This window comes from Streptomyces sp. R41, from assembly GCF_041053055.1.
Classification (GTDB): domain Bacteria; phylum Actinomycetota; class Actinomycetes; order Streptomycetales; family Streptomycetaceae; genus Streptomyces.
The window spans coordinates 5,374,528-5,391,122 of record NZ_CP163443.1; the positions used below are offsets into that span (position 1 = coordinate 5,374,528).

A 16,595-nucleotide genomic window follows, 5' to 3' on the forward strand; every position below is an offset into this window, starting at 1 on the left:
TGCCCCCGCTTCACCCTTCGGCTTGCCGGTAAATGATGGTGGTGCTGCCCACGACGATCCGCGAGCCGTCGCGGAGCGTAGCGCGGGTGGTGTGCTGCCCGTCCACCACGATGCCGTTGGTGGACCCGAGATCCTGGATCGTCGAGGGCGTTCCGGTCCGGATCTCACAGTGCCGGCGCGAGACGCCGGGGTCGTCGATCCGCACGTCGGCTTCGGTGCTGCGGCCCAGCACCAGCGTCGGGCGGGAGATCTGATGGCGGGTGCCATTGACCTCGATCCAGTGCCGCATGCGAGCGCCCGGCTGCGGGCCGGCCGGGGGGCGTGCGCCCGCCGGCTGTCCCATCGGGGCGGGGCCCGGCCGGCCGCCGGGTGGCGGCGCGGACGGCATGGGGGGAGCGGCCGCGGGCGGGTAGCCGTAGCCACCCTGGCCGCGCGGGGCCGCCGGGGCGGGGCCCGCGGGGGCGCGCTCGGGAGCCTGCTGGTTGCTGGAGGAGGCGAGCGTACGGCTGCGCACCCGGTACAGACCGGTGTCGAGGTCGTCCGCCTTCTCCAGGTGGACCTTGATGGGGCCCATGAAGGTGTAGCGCTGCTGCTTCGCGTAGTCGCGCACCATGCCGGCGAGCTCGTCGCCGAGCTGGCCGGAGTAGGGGCTGAGGCGCTCGAAGTCCGGCGCGCTCAGCTCCACGATGAAGTCATTGGGGACGACGGTCCGGTCCCGGTTCCAGATGGTCGCGTTGTTGTCGCACTCCCGCTGGAGCGCTCCCGCGATCTCCACGGGCTGGACCTCGGACTTGAACACCTTGGCGAAGGTGCCGTTGACCAGACCTTCGAGACGCTGCTCGAACTTCTTCAGGACTCCCATGGGGCACCTCCTCCTTCGTAGCCGTCCTGGTACAGCTTGCTGTTGTCTTCCTGCTCCTGCGGGTCGTGCCGACCCCGCTGGTCGTGCGGGTCTTGCTGGTACTGCTTACTGATCGTATCCACGCGTCGGGAAATCGGCTGGTTCCCCCTGTCGGCCCGGTCGACGGGTTGTCGACGCCTTCTGGAGTCCCCTCCCGAGGTTCCCTCCGGGACACCTCTTCGAACTCCTCCCGGCACTACTCCTGCCAAGGATCGTAGAGGCGCCCCGTGACCAGTGTCCCGCACCTGACTGTGCGGGCCGTCCTGCTCCTGGGGAGATGCACGGGACCGGTACGAGGTTGATACGTGAACCGGTTCTGACAGAGACGTACGACGTGCGCCGACGCCGGTATGGACGTGCGCCGACGCCGGTATGGGGGACGTGGCCTGCGCGGGAGCCCCGGCGGGCGGGCGTGCGTGGCCGCGGGAAAGGGATGTGATTCCACCCCTGGCAGCGTGCTAATCTTCTCGATGTCGGCAGGCGCTCACACCACTTGGTGGGAGACGGACGACACACCCAATGCGCGGGTGGCGGAATAGGCAGACGCGCTGGATTCAGGTTCCAGTGCCCGCAAGGGCGTGGGGGTTCAACTCCCCCCTCGCGCACAGCTGAAAGCCCCGCAGGTCTTCGGACCTGCGGGGCTTTTGCGTTGTCCGTGGGCCGCGCGGGTGCGCCGTGTGATCACCGGGGTGAGGACAATCACACGGCGCGGGTGGGGTGCTGACGGACCCTGAGGGGTCAGGCGGCGAGGCGCTCCGCGAGCTCCTTGGCCTTGGCGGCCGCGTCGTCGAGGGCCTTGCTGCGGGACGCCTCGAAGAGCGGGACCAGCTCGGACATCGCCGGGTTCTGCGGCGCCATCGTGAGCTCCGGAACGATGAAGTCGAGGTCCAGGGCGAGCATGTCGCGCAGGACGGCCTCCAGGTAGTTCTGCACGTACTCGTAGCCCTCGCGCGGGGTGCCCGGCGCGTAGGAGCCGCCGCGGCTGGCGACCACGGTGACCGGGGTGCCCTTCACCTTCGACTCCTCCGCCATGGCGGTGCGGCCCATGAGGACCACGTTGTCCAGCCACGCCTTGAGGGTCGAGGGGATCGCGAAGTTGTACATGGGCGCGCCGATCAGGATCGCGTCCGCCCGCTCCAGCTCCTCGATGAGCCGCACGCGCTCGGCGAAAGCGGCCGCCTGCTCGGGAGTGTGGGTGTCCGGGGTGGCGAAACCGGCGGTGTGGGCGTCGGCGGTGATGTGGGGCACGGGGTTCGCGGCGAGGTCGCGGTAGATCACCGTGCCCTCGGGGTGCTGCTCCTCCCAGGCCTTGCGGAAGGCGTCCGTCACCGCGCGGGAGGCGGAGGCGGAGCCCGGGAACACGGACGAGTCGATGTGAAGGAGGGTGGCCATGGGGTACTCCAAGCAAGTAGGGCTTCTGTTTCGTACTCGACTAGAGATAACACAGCTACTTACTTTTTTTCATCCCCGCACGTGGACACAGTACTCTGAACCCATGGCGGAACGGGGAAGCCACGAAGCAGGGCCGTGTCAGAAGGTCGACGACGGCATGACGCGCGTCTTCCAACTGCTCGGGAAACGCTGGACGGGCCTGGTTGTGGCCGTTCTGCTGCCACGCCCTGTCCACTTCGCCGAGCTGCGCAGGGCGATCCCCGGCATCAGCGAACGGATGCTCTCGGACCGGCTCACCGAACTCGGCGCGGCCGGACTGGTCGTGCGCGAGGTCGACGAAGGGCCTCCGCTGCGGGTCTCGTACCGGCTGACGGAGGCGGGGGCGGCGCTGGAGCCCGCGCTCAAGGAGCTCGGGTCCTGGGCGGAGAGGTATCTGCCGGAGAGCGGGCCGTGCCCGGGGGAGCTCCGGAAGTAGTCCGGTGCTTCTGTGGCCGAGCAGTCGGGTACTTCTCCCGCCGAGTAGTCCGGACTTCTGTGGCTGTGGAGTTGTCCACAGGGTCTGACGCGTTTCGACGACCGGCTGTACGGTCAGCACGAGTTGATGTTCGTGCACGGGGGAGGCGGTCGGAATGACCGAGCTCGGGACAGCGGTTCCGGCGCAGCGGGCGCCCAGGGCTTTCGGACTACGGGAATTCGCGGTGCGCGGATTTGCCGCACGGCCCGTGCAGGGCTCGCCCAAAGAAGAGGGGAAGGCCCTGCGTGGGCAGGTGCCGCGCGGGGCGCACGCCGAGCTGACGGTGGACGCCGGCCGGCCGGACGCCGTGACCGCGGTCGAGGAGTCCAACCGCGGCCGGATTCCCGGGCTCACGCCGATACGGGTCGGCAGGATGGCGGCCACCCCTTTCGCCTTCCTGCGCGGTTCGGCGGGCCTCATGGCGTACGACCTCGCGCGCACCCCCGCGACCGGCATCGGCGCCCAGATATGCGGTGACGCGCACGCGGCGAACTTCGGTCTGTACGGAGACGCGCGCGGCGGCCTCGTCATCGACCTGAACGACTTCGACGAGACGGTGCACGGCCCCTGGGAGTGGGACCTCAAGCGGCTCGCCACCTCGCTCGTCCTCGCGGGCCGGGAGGCAGGGGCGGACGAGGACACCTGCCGGGCCGCCGCGCACGACACCGTGGGCGCGTACCGCCGCACCATGCGCCTGCTGGCCAAGCTGCCGGTGCTGGACGCGTGGAACGCGATCGCCGACGAGGAACTCGTCTCGCACACCGACGCCCACGATCTGCTCGGCACGCTGGAGCGGGTCTCGGAGAAGGCGCGGGCCAACACCAGCGGCCGGTTCGCCGCGAAGTCGACGGAGCCGGTGGAGGGCGGCGGCCGACGCTTCGTGGACGCGCCGCCCGTGCTGCGCCGGATACCCGAAGCGGAGGCGGCCGCGGTCGCCGTGTCTCTGGAGCACTATCTGACGACGCTCTCGGAGGACCGCCTCCCGCTCCTCGCGCGGTACGCCGTGCAGGACGTCGCCTTCCGCGTCGTCGGCACCGGCAGCGTGGGCACCCGCTCGTACGTCGTACTGCTCCTGGACCACCGCGGCGAAGCCCTCGTGCTCCAGGTGAAAGAGGCCCGTGCCTCGGCGCTGCTCCCGCACCTGGCGACCGCCGGGCACGCGATACCCGACGTGTCGCACGAGGGCCGCCGCGTGGTCCTCGGCCAGAAGCGCATGCAGGTCGTCAGCGACATCCTGCTCGGCTGGACCACGGTCGACGGGCGCCCCTTCCAGGTACGCCAGTTCCGCAACCGCAAGGGCAGCGTCGACCCCGCCGCCCTCGCCGCCGACCAGGTGGACGACTACGCCCGCATGACCGGCGCCCTCCTCGCCCGCGCCCACGCCCACAGCGCCGACCCACGCCTCATCGCCGGCTACTGCGGCAAGAACGAGGAGCTCGACGAGGCCGTCGCATCGTTCGCCTTGGCGTACGCGGACCGGACCGAGGCGGACCATGCGGAGTTGGTGGAGGCGGTGCGGGAGGGGCGGATCGCGGCGGAACTGGGGGTTTGAGGTCCGGCGCCCGATGCAGGCCACGGGGCTTGGCGCCGCTGAGGCACGAGGGCTGGCCAAGGAGTCCGCGGCCGCCGCTCCTGCCCGTGGCCTACGCTGGGCGGGTGACGACGCCGGAAGCCGAGCAGAGCCAGTCCGAGCCCACCGATGAGGGGGCACGGGAGCAGTCCGGTGCCCTGGAGGGCGGAGCGGACGCGTCCGCCGAGTCCGCGCAGTCCGACGTGACGGGGTCGTCGCAGGCGGTGCCCGAGGGCGGGACTTCCTCGGAGGCGGCGCCTGCGGGTGAGGCGTCCTCGGCGGCTGCTCCCGGGGGCGAGGCGCCCCAGCCCGCGGACACCGAAGGCACGGCGCGGCCCGAGGAGCGGTTGGAGCGGGCCGTGCGAGCGGCCGAGCAGGCGTTGATCGAGTTCGAGATCGCCGTGGAGACCTTCCGGGTCGAGGTCGAGAACTTCTCGCGGCTGCACCACCAAAGGCTCGGACCGATGTACTCCCGGCTCGACGAGCTGGACGCCCAGATCGCCGAGGCGCGGGCCGCGCGCACCGGCGACCCGGAGGACGTGCGCAAGGCGCACGAGGCGCGGGCCCGGGTCATGCCCATGCCCGGCGTCGAGGAGCTGCTCCACGGCTGGATGGACTCGGAGGGCCTGTTCCCGGAGGCCGTGGCGATGCTCACCGACCAGCCCGTACGGCCCCCGCAGCGAGTGCGCCCGAGCGACGAGGCCCGCAAGCTCTTCCGCGAACTGGTCCGCAAGGCCCACCCCGACCTGGCGCAGGACGAGGACGAGCGCAAGCGGCGCGACGAGTTCATCGCCCGGGTGAACGCCGCGTACGCCCGGGGCGACGAGGCGGTGCTGCGGGAGCTCTCCGAGGAGTGGGCCGCGGGTCCCGCGCCCGAGGAGTGGAAGCCGAGCCGCAGCGAGGAGCTCTACGCCCGCCTCGAATGGCTCGCCCAGCGCAAGGAAATGCTCACCTTCGTCGCCCACGAACTGGAGGAGAGCGCCATCGGCGCGATGCTCAAGCTGGCCCCGGACGACCCGGACCGCCTCCTGGAGGAGATCGCCGAGCAGCTGCTGACCCAGGTCGACGAGCGCGAGGCGGAGCTGGCCCAGCTGATCGCCCAGGCTCCCTGAGATCTCCGAGTTCCTGAAGGGGACCGTGCTCTCGACAGGGGATCGGGCTGTCGGTGCGGTCAGGTAGCGTCGGAGGCATGAGTTTCGGAGCTGGTGTGCCCACGGTCGAGGTCGGGAATCTCGCGGACGGCGACTTCCTGCTGGACGTCCGGGAGGACGACGAGTGGGAGGCAGGTCATGCCGAGGGGGCGCTGCACATCCCCATCAGTGAGTTCGTCGCCCGCTACGGCGAGTTGACCGAGGCGGCCCCGCAGGACGGCCGGGTCCATGTGATCTGCCGCTCCGGTGGCCGTTCGGCCCAGGTCACGCAGTACCTGGTTCAGCAGGGCATCGACGCCGTGAATGTCGACGGCGGCATGCAGGTCTGGGCAGCCGTCGGCCGCCCGGTCGTGGACGACAAGGGCCAGCCGGGCTTCGTGCTGTAGTCCTCGGTGACCGGGGGCGCCGGCCACCGGTTGCGGCGAGCGTGAGCCGGCGCGGTGGCGTGAGCCCGCCCGGTGGCGTGGGCTCGGCGCTGCCGGGGCTCGTGTTCAGCGCGGCTACCCTGCGCTGTCCGGCGGGTGCGCTGGGCGTGGCGCTCCAACCGGCAACTGCGCCGTCCGGCGGGCGCTGTGGCGTGGCGCTTGGCCTGGTGAGCGGCGGGTGCGCTGTGGCGTGGCGCTCGGCCCGGCCACTGCGTCAGCCGGCGGGTGCCCTGTGACGGGCGCTCGGTGCGGCGGATCTGCCACCGCCGGGTGATCACAGCAGCGGATGCACCGCCCCGACGATCACCCAGCGGGTGCACCGTGGCCCCGGTGTCCAGCCCACCGGATGCCCCTCGACCCTGATGATCAGCCCTGGGATGCCCCGTGAACCTGGTGCTCAGCCCAGCGGATGTGCCGCAACCCTGGTGCTCGTCCCAGCGGATGTGCCGCAGCCCTGGTGCTCGTCCCAGCGGACGCACCGCAGCCCTGATGCTCGTCCCAGCGGACGCACCGCAGCCCTGGTGCTCGACCCAGCGGATGCACCGTGGCCCCGACGATCACCCCAGCGGATGCGCCGCCAGCAGATCCCCCAGCGTCTCCTCGTGCGCCGCCGCCGGTCCGAGCGAGAGCTCCAGCTGCTTGGCCCAGGCGTGGTACCGGTGCAGTGGATAGTCGGTGTCGGCGCCGAACCCCCCGTGCAGGTGCTGCGCGGTCTGTACGACCCGCCGTACCCCTTCCGACGCCCAGATCTTGGCGACGGCCACGTCCCCGGAGGCCGGCAGCGCACCCCCCGCCCCCGTACTGATCCGCCAGGCGGCCTGCCACAGCGTCGCCTCCATGGCGCGCAGGTCGATATAGCGGTCGGCGGCCTGCACGGCGACCGCCTGGAACGTGGCGACCGGGAACCCGAACTGCTCCCGCTTGCTGGTGTACTCACTCGTCATCCCGAGCACGCCCTCCCCGAGCCCGAGCGCCAGCGCACACGTCCCGGTGGCGAGCAGCTCGCGCAGCCACTCCCACGCCCCCTCCGCGTCGATGACGTCCCGGGCGGAGATCCGCGCCGACTCCAGGCGCACTTCACCGAGCCGCTCACCGGTGGTGGAGATCTGCTCGGCGAGTACGACCCCCTCGTGGACGCGGGGGACGAGGGCGAGGACCGCCCGGTCGGCGTCCGTGTGCGCGGGTACGACGATGTAGTCGGCGTTGTGCGCCCAGGGAACAGCCGTCTGCACCCCGTCCAGCACCCACACGTCACCGTCCCGGCCGTCCTGCCGTGCGGTCACGGCGAGTTCGGCCGGGTCGTGGCCGGTGCGGCCGTTGGCTGCGACGGTCAGCACGAGCTCGCCCCGGCCCGCCCGGGCCAGCAGCTCCGCCTTCAACTCCGCGCCGCCGTATGTCTGCACGGCCACCGCCGCCGCACTGCTCTCCAGCAATGGCACCCGCGCCAGCACCTTCGCCGCCTCGCGCAGCACCAGACACAGCGCGACCGCGTCAAGGCCCGCCCCGCCGTACTCCGTGTCGAGCAGCAGGCTCAGCAGGTCCGCGTCGGCGAGCCTCGCCCACAACGCCCGGTCGAACTCCTCGGCGACGGCGCCCGCGGTGAGCGCGGGGCTGGGCACCCCGTCCGGCGCGACCCCGCCGAACACCGCCTTCGCCGCCTCGACCGCCGCCTGTTGCTCCTCGGTGAAGGTGAAGTCCACGGTCCTGTCCTCCCACGCGCCGGCCAACCGACCGGAGTTCCGGATCTCCGGACTCCTGATCTGACGGAGCGTCAAGATAGAACAGGTTCTACGAGAAGGGAACGGTCGGCCTCGGCCAACCGCCGGCCACACCTAGCCGCCGGACCCGTCCTAGCGGTCGAAGTCCAACTCCACCGTCTCCGTGGCCGGATGCGACTGACAGGCCAGTACGTACCCCGCCTCCGTCTCTTCCGGCTCCAGCGCGAAGTTGCGGTCCATCCGCACCTCGCCCGAGACCAGGAAGGCGCGGCAGGTCCCGCACACCCCTCCCTTGCAGGCGTAGGGCGCGTCCGGCCGGTTGCGCAGCACCGCCTCCAGGAGCGACTCGCCGTCCTGGACGGGCCAGGTCCCGCCGCGGCCGTCGAGCCGGGCGGTCACCGTGCTGTGCGCGGGGGCCGACACACGGGGAGCCGTCGCAGCCCCCTCGTCCACATGGAATATCTCCTCGTGGACACGCGTCCGGGCCACGCCGAGCCCGCGCAGCGCACGCTCCGCCCCCTGCACCAGACCGAACGGCCCGCACAGGAACCACCCCGCCACCCGGTCCACGGGCAGCAGCGCCGGAAGCAGCCCGGTGAGCCGCTCCTGGTCGAGCCGCCCGGTCGGCAGCCCCGCCTGCTGCTCCTCCCGGGAGAGCACCGTCACCAGCTGGAACCGCTCGGGAAAACGGTCCTTGAGGTCGGCGACCTCCTCCAGGAACATCGTCGAGGCCGCTGTCCGGTCGCTGCGTATCAGGCAGAACCTCGCCTCCGGCTCCCGCGTCAGCAGCGTCGCGGCGATCGACAGCACCGGGGTGATCCCGCTGCCGCCCACCACGGCGGCGTACAGCCCGGCCGCGGGTTCGAGCGTGAAGCGTCCCGCGGGCGTCATCACCTCCACCTCGTCGCCGACCGCGATCTCCTTGAGCGCGTACGTCGAGAACGCGCCGCCGTCGACCAGGCGTACCCCGACCCGCAGCGTTCGCGGACCCTCGTCGCCGGGGGCGGGCGCCGGTGAGCAGATCGAGTACGTACGGCGGATCTCTGTGCCGTCGACCGTGCGGCGCAGCGCGAGATGCTGGCCGGGCGCGTGCCGGTAGTCCTCGCGCAGGGCGGGCGGCACCGCGAAGGTCAGGGCCACCGAGTCGTCGGTGAGCCGCTCGACCGCGGCCACCGGGAGCGGGTGGAACCGGGCCATCACAACTCCTTGAAGTGGTCGAACGGTTCACGGCAGGACAGACAGCGGCGCAGCGCCTTGCACGCGGTGGACGAGAAACGGCTGAGCAGCTCGGTGTCGGCGGATCCGCAGTGCGGACAACGCACGGGTTCCAGCTCCGGCTCGCCGGTGACCGTCCGGGTGGGTCCCAGCGCGATCGTCACCGGACCCGTCGAACGCCCGCCGCGCGGCGGCGCTATCCCGAACTCCAGCAGCTTGCGGCGGCCTTCGTCCGAGATGTCGTCCGTCGACCAGGCCGGGCTGAGCACCGTACGGACCGACACCTCCCGTACGCCGTGCTCGTGCAGCACCCGCTCGATGTCCACGGACATCGCCTCGATGGCCGGGCAGCCGGTGTACGTCGGGGTCAGCTCGACTTCGACCGAGTCCGCGCCCCGGACATGTACGGCGCGCAGTACGCCGAGCTCCTCCAGGGTGAGCACGGGCAGCTCGGGGTCGGGAACCGACCCGGCCAGCCTGCGCAGTTCCTCCTCGAGAGCGGTGGTCGTCACCATGACGCCCCCGGATGACTGCGGTGCAGATGCTGCATCTCGGCGAGCATCCGCCCGAAGGGTTCGGTGTGCAGACCCTGGCGACCCGCGCCGGCCGTCCACGCCCCGGACTGCGGTCCCTCGGGGATGGGCAGGGTGGCGTGGCGCAGGATGGTCCCCACGGATTCGAGCCAGGCGGTCCGCATGCCGTCCCAGTCGACGTCCACGCCCTCGACCGGCTGGAACATCTCGCCCGTGAACCGCCACAGCGCCTCGCAGCCGCGTCGCATCCGCTCATGGCTGACGTCGGTGCCGTCGCCGAGCCGCAGCGTCCACTGCTCGGCGTGGTCCTGGTGGTAGGCGACTTCCTTGACGGCCTTCGCGGCGAGTGGCGCGAAGTCGCCCTCCCCGGCTGCCAGTTGCGCGTACAGGAGCCGCTGATAGGTGGAGAAGTACAGCTGGCGGGCGATGGTGTGGGCGAAGTCGCCGTTCGGCTGCTCGACGAGCTGGAGGTTGCGGAAGGCGCGCTCCTCGCGCAGATACGCCAGCTCGTCCTCGTCACCAGCCATGGACAGCAGGACTCGGGCCTGGCCCAGCAGGTCCAGGGCGATGTTGGCCAGGGCGACTTCCTCTTCGAGGACGGGCGCGTGGCCCGCCCACTCCCCCAGGCGGTGCGAGAGCACCAGGGCGTCGTCGCCGAGGGCCAGAGCGGCCGCGGTGTTCACGGTGGTCGTCACAGGTGCTTCACCCCTTCCGGGATCTCGTAGAACGTCGGGTGCCGGTAGGGCTTGTCCGCGGCCGGTTCGAAGAACGGGTCCTTCTCGTCGGGGGAGGAGGCGGTGATGGCGGCGGACGGGACGACCCAGATCGAGACGCCCTCGCCGCGGCGCGTGTACAGATCGCGTGCGTTGCGCAGGGCCAGCTCGGCGTCCGGCGCGTGCAGGCTGCCGGCGTGGGTGTGCGAGAGGCCGCGGCGCGAGCGCACGAAGACCTCCCACAGGGGCCAGTCGTTGGTCGTCATGCTCGCGCCTTCCCGTTCTCGCCGGCCGTGTCGCCGCTGTGTTCGTCCGCGTGTCCGCAGGCGTGCTCCGTCCGGTGGGCCTGCTTGTCCGCGTAGGCCGCGGCCGCCTCCCGGACCCACGCTCCCTCGTCGTGTGCGCGCTTGCGCTGCGTGATGCGCTGTTCGTTGCACGGGCCGTTGCCCTTGAGGACCTCCCAGAACTCCGTCCAGTCGATCGCGCCGAAGTCGTGCTGCCCCCGCTCCTCGTTCCACACCAGGTCCGGGTCCGGCAGGGTCAGGTCCAGCGATTCGGCCTGCGGGACGCAGATGTCCACGAAGCGCTGGCGCAGCTCGTCGTTCGAATGGCGCTTGATCTTCCACGCCATCGACTGTGCCGAGTGCGAGGACTCGTCGTCGGGCGGGCCGAACATCATCAGGGAAGGCCACCACCAGCGGTTCACCGCGTCCTGCGCCATCTCGTGCTGCTCGGGGGTGCCGCGGCTGAGGGACAGCAGCAGCTCGTACCCCTGGCGCTGGTGGAAGGACTCCTCCTTGCAGATGCGGACCATCGCGCGCGCGTACGGCCCGTACGAGCAGCGGCACAGGGGGACCTGGTTGGTGATCGCGGCGCCGTCCACCAGCCAGCCGATGGCGCCGACATCCGCCCAGGTCAGCGTCGGGTAGTTGAAGATCGACGAGTACTTCTGGCGGCCGGTGTGCAGCTTGTCGAGGAGCTCGTCGCGGGCGGTGCCGAGGGTTTCGGCCGCGCTGTACAGATACAGCCCGTGCCCGGCCTCGTCCTGGACCTTCGCCATCAGGATCGCCTTGCGGCGCAGGGAGGGCGCGCGCGTGATCCAGTTGGCCTCCGGCTGCATGCCGATGATCTCGGAGTGGGCGTGCTGCGCGATCTGCCGGACCAGGGTGGAGCGGTAGGCGTCGGGCATCCAGTCGCGGGGCTCGATGCGCTCGTCGGCCGCCACCGCGGCGTCGAAGACGGCCTCGTACGCCGCGGTGCGCGCCGCTTCGGCCGCCGGTCCGTCCGCCTCTACGCGGGCCGTGTGGTGCGCTGCTGCTGTCGCCATGCGGTCCCCCTCGACCTCTCACTCCCGACCGACCGATCGTTCGGTCCGCTCGAATCAATGGTCGGTCGAGCGCCGTAAGGTGTCAACCGCTGTGGATAACCTCATGGGCACTGGTGTGGCCGCTGTGTCCCATGGGGCTGTGCCGCGTGGCCCGGTCTGAGTACGGTGCCCGTGCGAACGTCGCGGTGCGGTGCGGCGTGGCGGTACGGTGCCCGCGGCCCGGCGGCCGGCATCGGATTCGGGATCGTGAATCGGGGCGGAATGGACGCGTACGACGAGAGCGCGAGGACCGGGCCATGGCCGGACGGTTCCACGCCGGACGCTTCCATGCCTGACGGTTCTATGCGTGGTGGGTCCGCGACTGACGGGGCCTCGCGTGACAGTTCGGTGCCTGACAGCGCCGTGACCGAGCCCCTCGCATCCGCTGCCGCGACATCCGAGCCCCTCACATCCGAGCCCCTCACATCCGAGCCCCTCACATCCGAGGCGCCCACATCCGAGGCGCCCGCCCGCCCCCAGACGGAGTCCGTCGTCGAACCCCCCGCCCCTACCGGTATAGCTGCCCTCCCCCTCCGCTCCCAGATCGCCGCCGCCCTCGCCGTCGCGGTCGTCGCGGTCGTCGCCTGTGTGCACCTCGGCATGGTGTTCCTGCACGTCGCGCCCTCGAACACGGTGACCAAGCAGCACGGCCGGGCGATCGACGAATGGATCTATCCCGAGTTCGAGCAGAACTGGAAGCTCTTCGCCCCCAACCCGCTGCAGCAGAACATTGGGATCCAGGTCCGCGCCCTGGTCCGCACCTCGGACGGCACCAGCCGCGAGACCGGCTGGTACGACCTGTCCGCACTCGACGGCCAGGCCATCGACGGCAACCTGCTGCCGAGCCACACCCAGCAGAACGAACTGCGCCGTGCCTGGGACTTCTATGTCAGTACCCACGACGGCCAGAACCGCCCCGCGGGCCTGCGCGGCGACCTCTCCGAACGCTATCTGCGCCGGATCGCCGTACTGCGCCTCGACCGTGAGCACGCGGGGGGCGCGGGCGCCGTCGTCGAACGCGTCCAGGTCCGCTCCCGCACCACCAACGTGCCGCCCCCCAAGTGGAGCGAGGAGAAGGTGTCCGACAAGCCCATCGTCCGCGAGCTGCCCTGGTGGTCCGTCCCCGACAGCGATCGCAAGGACGGGCTGACGGAGGCGAGCGCCCGATGAGCCGATTCGCCCTGTCGGTCTCGCGCGGCATCACCCGAGTCACCGAGAGCGCCCTCGGCCCGTACCAGAGCGCCGTGATCCGCATCGGCTTCGCCGCCACCTGGCTGCTGTTCCTGCTGCGCGAGTACCCGCACCGCCAGGAGATGTACGGGCCCGACGGGCCGTGGAGCTGGGACCTCGCCCAGCAGCTCATCGCGACCAATCACTCGTTCACGGCCCTGATGTGGTCCGACAGCCAGGTGTGGTTCGAGATCGTCTATGCCCTCGCCGTCCTCTCCAGTGCCCTGCTGCTGGTGGGCTGGCGGACCCGCACGATGTCCGTGCTCTTCATGGTGGGCGTGCTGTCCCTGCAGAACCGCAGCATCTTCATGGGGGACGGCGGCGACAACGTCATCCATCTGATGGCGATATACCTGGTGTTCACGCGCTGCGGGCAGGTGTGGTCGCTGGACGCGCGGCGGGCGCGGGCCGCGCGGGAGGCACGCGCGCGTGGCGAGCGGACGGGGCCCGACCGGGTCGGACCGGCCCTGTGGGGTGTGCTCGGCCTGGCGCTGGTCGGGGTGACGCTCACCGGGTGGGTCGGCCCCGGGTGGCTGCTGTTCTTCTGGGGACTGTGGGCGCTGCAGGCCCTGTGGTGGGTCGTCGGCCGCCGTGCGCGCACCGCGGAGCCACGGGTCCTGCTGGACGTCTTCGCCAACCTCGTGCACAACGGTGCGCTGCTCGTGATCATGGCGGAGGCGTGTCTGATCTACGCGACCGCCGGCTGGTACAAGATCCAGGGCTCGCGCTGGCAGGACGGCACCGCCGTCTACTACCCGCTCCACCTGGACTACTTCTCGCCCTGGCCCGCGCTGTCCGACCTGATGTCCGCGCACGGCACGATCGTGATGCTGGTGACGTACGGGACGGTCGCCGCGCAGGTTGCCTTCCCCTTCACTCTGTTCAACCGACGGGTCAAGAACGTCCTGCTGGCGGCCATGATGACCGAGCACGCCGTGATCGCCGTGGTCCTCGGGCTGCCGTTCTTCTCGCTCGCGATGATCGCCGCCGACGCGGTGTTCCTGCCGACGTCCTTCCTGCGGATCCTCGGCGGATGGGCGGCACGCGCGCGTGGAGGGCTCTTTCCGGTCCGCGGCCGTACGGTGCCGGGGCCGCGCGAGCGGCAGGCGCGCATCCCGGAGCAGGCCGAGGACACCCACGTAGGCTTCACGGCATGAACGAGACGGACGCCCGTACGCCGGACGAGGAGATCGGCGCCGGTGCGCCGGACGAGATCGGCGCCCGTACGCCGGACGGCAAGAGCGACGCCGGTACCCCGGACGGCGGGCGCGCTGCCGGTACTCCGGACGTCTCGGACGGCGCTCATGCCGTACGTGCCTGGCGGCGGCTCGCCGACGGCTCCGTCCTGCTCGACGGTTTCCACGCGCTCAAGCACGCGGTGCGCTTCCAGGCGCGTATCCCGGTGGCCGTCACGACCGACCGGCGGGCGGCGCTCGCGCTGGCCGCCGAGCTGGCCCCGGACGTACGCGAGGCCGTCGACGCGCTGCTGGTGGAGGTCCCGGCGGCGACGTTCACCTCGCTCGTGGCGCGCCCGCACCCCACCGCGATGGCGGCTCTCGCCGTACGTCCGTCCAGGGCGGCCAATCTGGAGACGCTGGCCCGCACGCCCCGCACCACGCCCGTCGTCGTCCTCGACAACCCCCGCAACCTGGGCAACGCCGGCGCCGTGATCCGGCTCGCGGCGGGGTTCGGTGCGACCGGTGTGGTCACCACGGGCACGCTCGACCCCTGGCACCCCACGGTCGTGCGCGGTGGGGCGGGCCTGCACTTCGCGACCGCCGTGGAGCGGCTGACGGTGGACGAGCTGCCGCCGGGCCCGGTGTTCGCCCTCGATCCGGAGGGCGAGGACATCCGCGGGCTGAAGCTTCCCGACGACGCCGTGCTCGCCTTCGGCTCCGAGCGCAGCGGTCTGTCCCCCGAACTCCGCGCCCGCGCCGACCACTTGGTGTCGCTGCCGATGCGCCCCCAGGTCTCCAGCTACAACCTCGCGACCAGTGTGGCCATGACGCTGTTCCACTGGAGTGCGACCGGGAGCGCATCGGCGTAGCCGCGGCACGGCACCGGCGTCGGGCCGTGGCGGCGCACACGCTTACGCCTCTCGGCGCACCTCGACCACCCGGAAGCGGCTGGCGACGAACGCGCCGTCGCACAGCGCGGCGTTGGCGGCCGCGTTGCCGCCCGAGCCGTGGAAGTCCGAGAACGCCGCCGTCTGGTTGACGTACACCCCGCCCGTGAGGTTCAGGGAGAGTTGGGCGCACTCCTCCAGGCAGGCCTCCTGCACGGCCTGCTCGACCTCCTCGTCGGTGGTGTACGCGCCGACTGTCATCGCGCCCTTGTCCCTGATGGTGCGGCGCAGCAGCTCGACGGCGTCCGCGGCCGAGTCGACCGCGACGGCGAAGGAGACGGGCCCGAAGCACTCGCTCATGTAGGCCGCTTCGTCGTCAGGCTTGGCGCCGTCGAGTTTCACGATCACCGGCGTACGGACGACCGCGTTCGGGAACTCCGGGTTGCTGATCTCCCGTGAGGGTAGGGCGACTTCGCCGAGACCGGTGGCGGCCTCCAGGCGGGCCTTCACGTCCGGGTTCACGATGGCGCCGAGCAGCGCGTTGGCCCGGGCGTCGTCGCCGAGGAGTCCGCCGACCGACTTCGCGAGGTCGGCGACCACCTCGTCGTACGACTTGGGGCCCTCCTCCGTGCGGATGCCGTCGCGGGGGATCAGCAGGTTCTGCGGGGTCGTGCACATCTGGCCGCTGTACAGGGACAGGGAGAAGGCCAGGTTGGACAGCATCCCCTTGTAGTCGTCGGTCGACTCCACGATCACCGTGTTGACGCCGGCCTTCTCCGTGTAGACCTGCGCCTGGCGGGCGTTGGTCTCCAGCCAGTCGCCGAACGCCGTCGAGCCCGTGTAGTCGATGACCCGGATCTCGGGTCGTACCGCCAGGGTCTTGGCGATGCCCTCTCCGGGGCGCTCGGCGGCCAGCGCCACCAGGTTCGGGTCGAAGCCCGCCTCGGCGAGCACCTCGCGCGCGACCTGGACGGTGAGCGCGAGCGGCAGCACCGCGCGCGGGTGGGGCTTCACCAGCACCGCGTTGCCCGTGGCGAGGGAGGCGAACAGGCCCGGGTAGCCGTTCCACGTCGGGAAGGTGTTGCAGCCGATCACCAGCGCGATGCCGCGCGGGACCGGCGTGAACTGCTTGGTCAGCGCGAGCGGGTCGCGCTTGCCCTGGGGCTTGGTCCACTCGGCGTTGTCCGGGGTGCGGACCTGCTCCACGTACGCGTACGCCACCGCTTCCAGGCCGCGGTCCTGCGCGTGCGGGCCGCCCGCCTGGAACGCCATCATGAAGGCCTGGCCGCTGGTGTGCATGACCGCGTGCGCGAACTCGTGCGTGCGGTCGCTGATGCGCTTGAGGATCTCCAGACAGACCACGGCGCGGATCTCCGCGCCCGCGTCGCGCCAGGCGCGCTGTCCGGCGCGCATGGCAGGCAGCAGTACGTCGATGTCCGCGTGCGGGTACGTGACGCCCAGATCGATCCCGTACGGCGACTTCTCACCGTCCACCCAGTCGTCGGTGCCGGGCTGGCCGAGGTCGAGGCGGGTGCCCAGGAGGGCGTCGAAGGCGGCCTTGCCTTCCGCCATGCCCAGGCTGCCGCTCTCGCCGTACGCCTTGGGGTGCTCGGGGTGCGGGGACCAGTACGCGCGCGTGCGGATCGCTTCCAGCGCCTGGTCGAGAGTGGGCCGGTGCTGGGCGATCAGCTGGTGCGCGGACAGTTCGGCGGCCATCAGGGACCAACTCCTCGTCTCAAGAGCTCTTCGTTGAACTCATGACCTGGGCAGAAACAGCCGGACAGAGTTAGAGTAACCGAACG

General features: G+C 71.3%; 17 protein-coding genes and 1 tRNA gene. 8 read left to right on the forward strand and 10 right to left on the reverse strand.

Going from position 1 to position 16,595, the window contains the following annotated elements; translation table 11 throughout:
- Positions 1 to 10 precede the first annotated feature (10 nt).
- Positions 11 to 862 carry an FhaA domain-containing protein gene (locus tag AB5J53_RS24610; RefSeq protein WP_369247816.1) on the reverse strand — a complete coding sequence of 284 codons (852 nt, stop codon included), beginning with the start codon at positions 860 to 862 and terminating at the stop codon, positions 11 to 13.
- Positions 850 to 984, reverse strand: a complete 135-nt coding sequence (locus tag AB5J53_RS24615; RefSeq protein ID WP_369247817.1) for a hypothetical protein — start codon at positions 982 to 984, stop codon at positions 850 to 852. The genes AB5J53_RS24610 and AB5J53_RS24615 overlap by 13 nt, the downstream gene beginning before the upstream one ends.
- A 438-nt stretch (positions 985 to 1,422) precedes the next feature.
- On the opposite strand from AB5J53_RS24615, the gene AB5J53_RS24620 reads away from it, so the two are divergent.
- Positions 1,423 to 1,506: transfer RNA gene (locus AB5J53_RS24620), tRNA-Leu, on the forward strand.
- A gap of 133 nt (positions 1,507 to 1,639) precedes the next feature.
- Here the strand turns inward: AB5J53_RS24620 and AB5J53_RS24625 are convergent.
- Positions 1,640 to 2,293 carry an FMN-dependent NADH-azoreductase gene (locus tag AB5J53_RS24625; protein ID WP_369247818.1) on the reverse strand — a complete coding sequence of 218 codons (654 nt, stop codon included), beginning with the start codon at positions 2,291 to 2,293 and terminating at the stop codon, positions 1,640 to 1,642.
- Positions 2,294 to 2,396: 103 nt separating this feature from the next.
- On the opposite strand from AB5J53_RS24625, the gene AB5J53_RS24630 reads away from it, so the two are divergent.
- The 4 genes from AB5J53_RS24630 to AB5J53_RS24645 all read left to right on the forward strand — a co-directional run bounded on the left by AB5J53_RS24630 (position 2,397) and on the right by AB5J53_RS24645 (position 5,914).
- Positions 2,397 to 2,768 (forward strand): winged helix-turn-helix transcriptional regulator, encoded by a 372-nt coding sequence (locus AB5J53_RS24630; protein ID WP_369247819.1) that lies wholly within the window; start codon positions 2,397 to 2,399, stop codon positions 2,766 to 2,768.
- Positions 2,769 to 2,922: 154 nt separating this feature from the next.
- The gene (locus tag AB5J53_RS24635; protein WP_369247820.1) at positions 2,923 to 4,359 is read left to right on the forward strand and encodes a DUF2252 domain-containing protein; all 1,437 of its coding nucleotides are present in this window, start codon (positions 2,923 to 2,925) and stop codon (positions 4,357 to 4,359) included.
- Positions 4,360 to 4,463: 104 nt separating this feature from the next.
- Positions 4,464 to 5,489, forward strand: coding sequence for a hypothetical protein (locus AB5J53_RS24640; protein ID WP_369247821.1), 1,026 nt, complete (start codon positions 4,464 to 4,466; stop codon positions 5,487 to 5,489).
- A gap of 95 nt (positions 5,490 to 5,584) precedes the next feature.
- Entirely contained in the window at positions 5,585 to 5,914 is a 330-nt protein-coding gene (locus AB5J53_RS24645; protein WP_189187362.1) for a rhodanese-like domain-containing protein, read from the forward strand.
- 596 nt (positions 5,915 to 6,510) lie between these two features.
- On the opposite strand, the gene AB5J53_RS24650 is transcribed toward AB5J53_RS24645, so the two are convergent.
- The 6 genes from AB5J53_RS24650 to paaA form a co-directional block, all read right to left on the reverse strand.
- Complete coding sequence (locus AB5J53_RS24650; RefSeq protein WP_369247822.1) at positions 6,511 to 7,653, reverse strand: acyl-CoA dehydrogenase family protein; 1,143 nt, start codon at positions 7,651 to 7,653, stop codon at positions 6,511 to 6,513.
- Between the two features lie 150 nt (positions 7,654 to 7,803).
- Positions 7,804 to 8,868, reverse strand: a complete 1,065-nt coding sequence (locus AB5J53_RS24655) for a 2Fe-2S iron-sulfur cluster-binding protein (RefSeq protein ID WP_369247823.1) — start codon at positions 8,866 to 8,868, stop codon at positions 7,804 to 7,806.
- Positions 8,868 to 9,401: a 1,2-phenylacetyl-CoA epoxidase subunit PaaD gene (gene paaD / locus AB5J53_RS24660; RefSeq protein ID WP_369247824.1), complete on the reverse strand. Its 534-nt coding sequence runs from the start codon at positions 9,399 to 9,401 to the stop codon at positions 8,868 to 8,870. The genes AB5J53_RS24655 and paaD overlap by 1 nt, the downstream gene beginning before the upstream one ends.
- Positions 9,395 to 10,114 (reverse strand): 1,2-phenylacetyl-CoA epoxidase subunit PaaC, encoded by a 720-nt coding sequence (gene paaC / locus AB5J53_RS24665; protein ID WP_369247825.1) that lies wholly within the window; start codon positions 10,112 to 10,114, stop codon positions 9,395 to 9,397. The genes paaD and paaC overlap by 7 nt, the downstream gene beginning before the upstream one ends.
- Positions 10,111 to 10,398, reverse strand: coding sequence for a 1,2-phenylacetyl-CoA epoxidase subunit PaaB (gene paaB / locus AB5J53_RS24670; RefSeq protein WP_095935482.1), 288 nt, complete (start codon positions 10,396 to 10,398; stop codon positions 10,111 to 10,113). Before paaB ends, paaC begins: the two co-directional genes overlap by 4 nt.
- Positions 10,395 to 11,459 carry a 1,2-phenylacetyl-CoA epoxidase subunit PaaA gene (paaA, locus tag AB5J53_RS24675; protein ID WP_369247826.1) on the reverse strand — a complete coding sequence of 355 codons (1,065 nt, stop codon included), beginning with the start codon at positions 11,457 to 11,459 and terminating at the stop codon, positions 10,395 to 10,397. The genes paaB and paaA overlap by 4 nt, the downstream gene beginning before the upstream one ends.
- A gap of 261 nt (positions 11,460 to 11,720) precedes the next feature.
- Here paaA and AB5J53_RS24680 point away from each other — a divergent pair, with 261 nt between their 5' ends.
- The 3 genes from AB5J53_RS24680 to AB5J53_RS24690 are packed head-to-tail and all read left to right on the forward strand — an operon-like array spanning position 11,721 to position 14,775.
- On the forward strand, positions 11,721 to 12,668 hold the full coding sequence (locus AB5J53_RS24680; protein WP_369252442.1) for a DUF5819 family protein: 948 nt from the start codon (positions 11,721 to 11,723) through the stop codon (positions 12,666 to 12,668).
- Entirely contained in the window at positions 12,665 to 13,885 is a 1,221-nt protein-coding gene (locus AB5J53_RS24685) for an HTTM domain-containing protein (protein WP_369247827.1), read from the forward strand. Before AB5J53_RS24680 ends, AB5J53_RS24685 begins: the two co-directional genes overlap by 4 nt.
- Complete coding sequence (locus AB5J53_RS24690) at positions 13,882 to 14,775, forward strand: TrmH family RNA methyltransferase (protein ID WP_369247828.1); 894 nt, start codon at positions 13,882 to 13,884, stop codon at positions 14,773 to 14,775. Before AB5J53_RS24685 ends, AB5J53_RS24690 begins: the two co-directional genes overlap by 4 nt.
- A gap of 42 nt (positions 14,776 to 14,817) precedes the next feature.
- On the opposite strand, the gene paaN is transcribed toward AB5J53_RS24690, so the two are convergent.
- Positions 14,818 to 16,509, reverse strand: coding sequence for a phenylacetic acid degradation protein PaaN (gene paaN, locus AB5J53_RS24695; protein ID WP_369247829.1), 1,692 nt, complete (start codon positions 16,507 to 16,509; stop codon positions 14,818 to 14,820).
- Between the last annotated feature and the right edge of the window lie 86 nt (positions 16,510 to 16,595).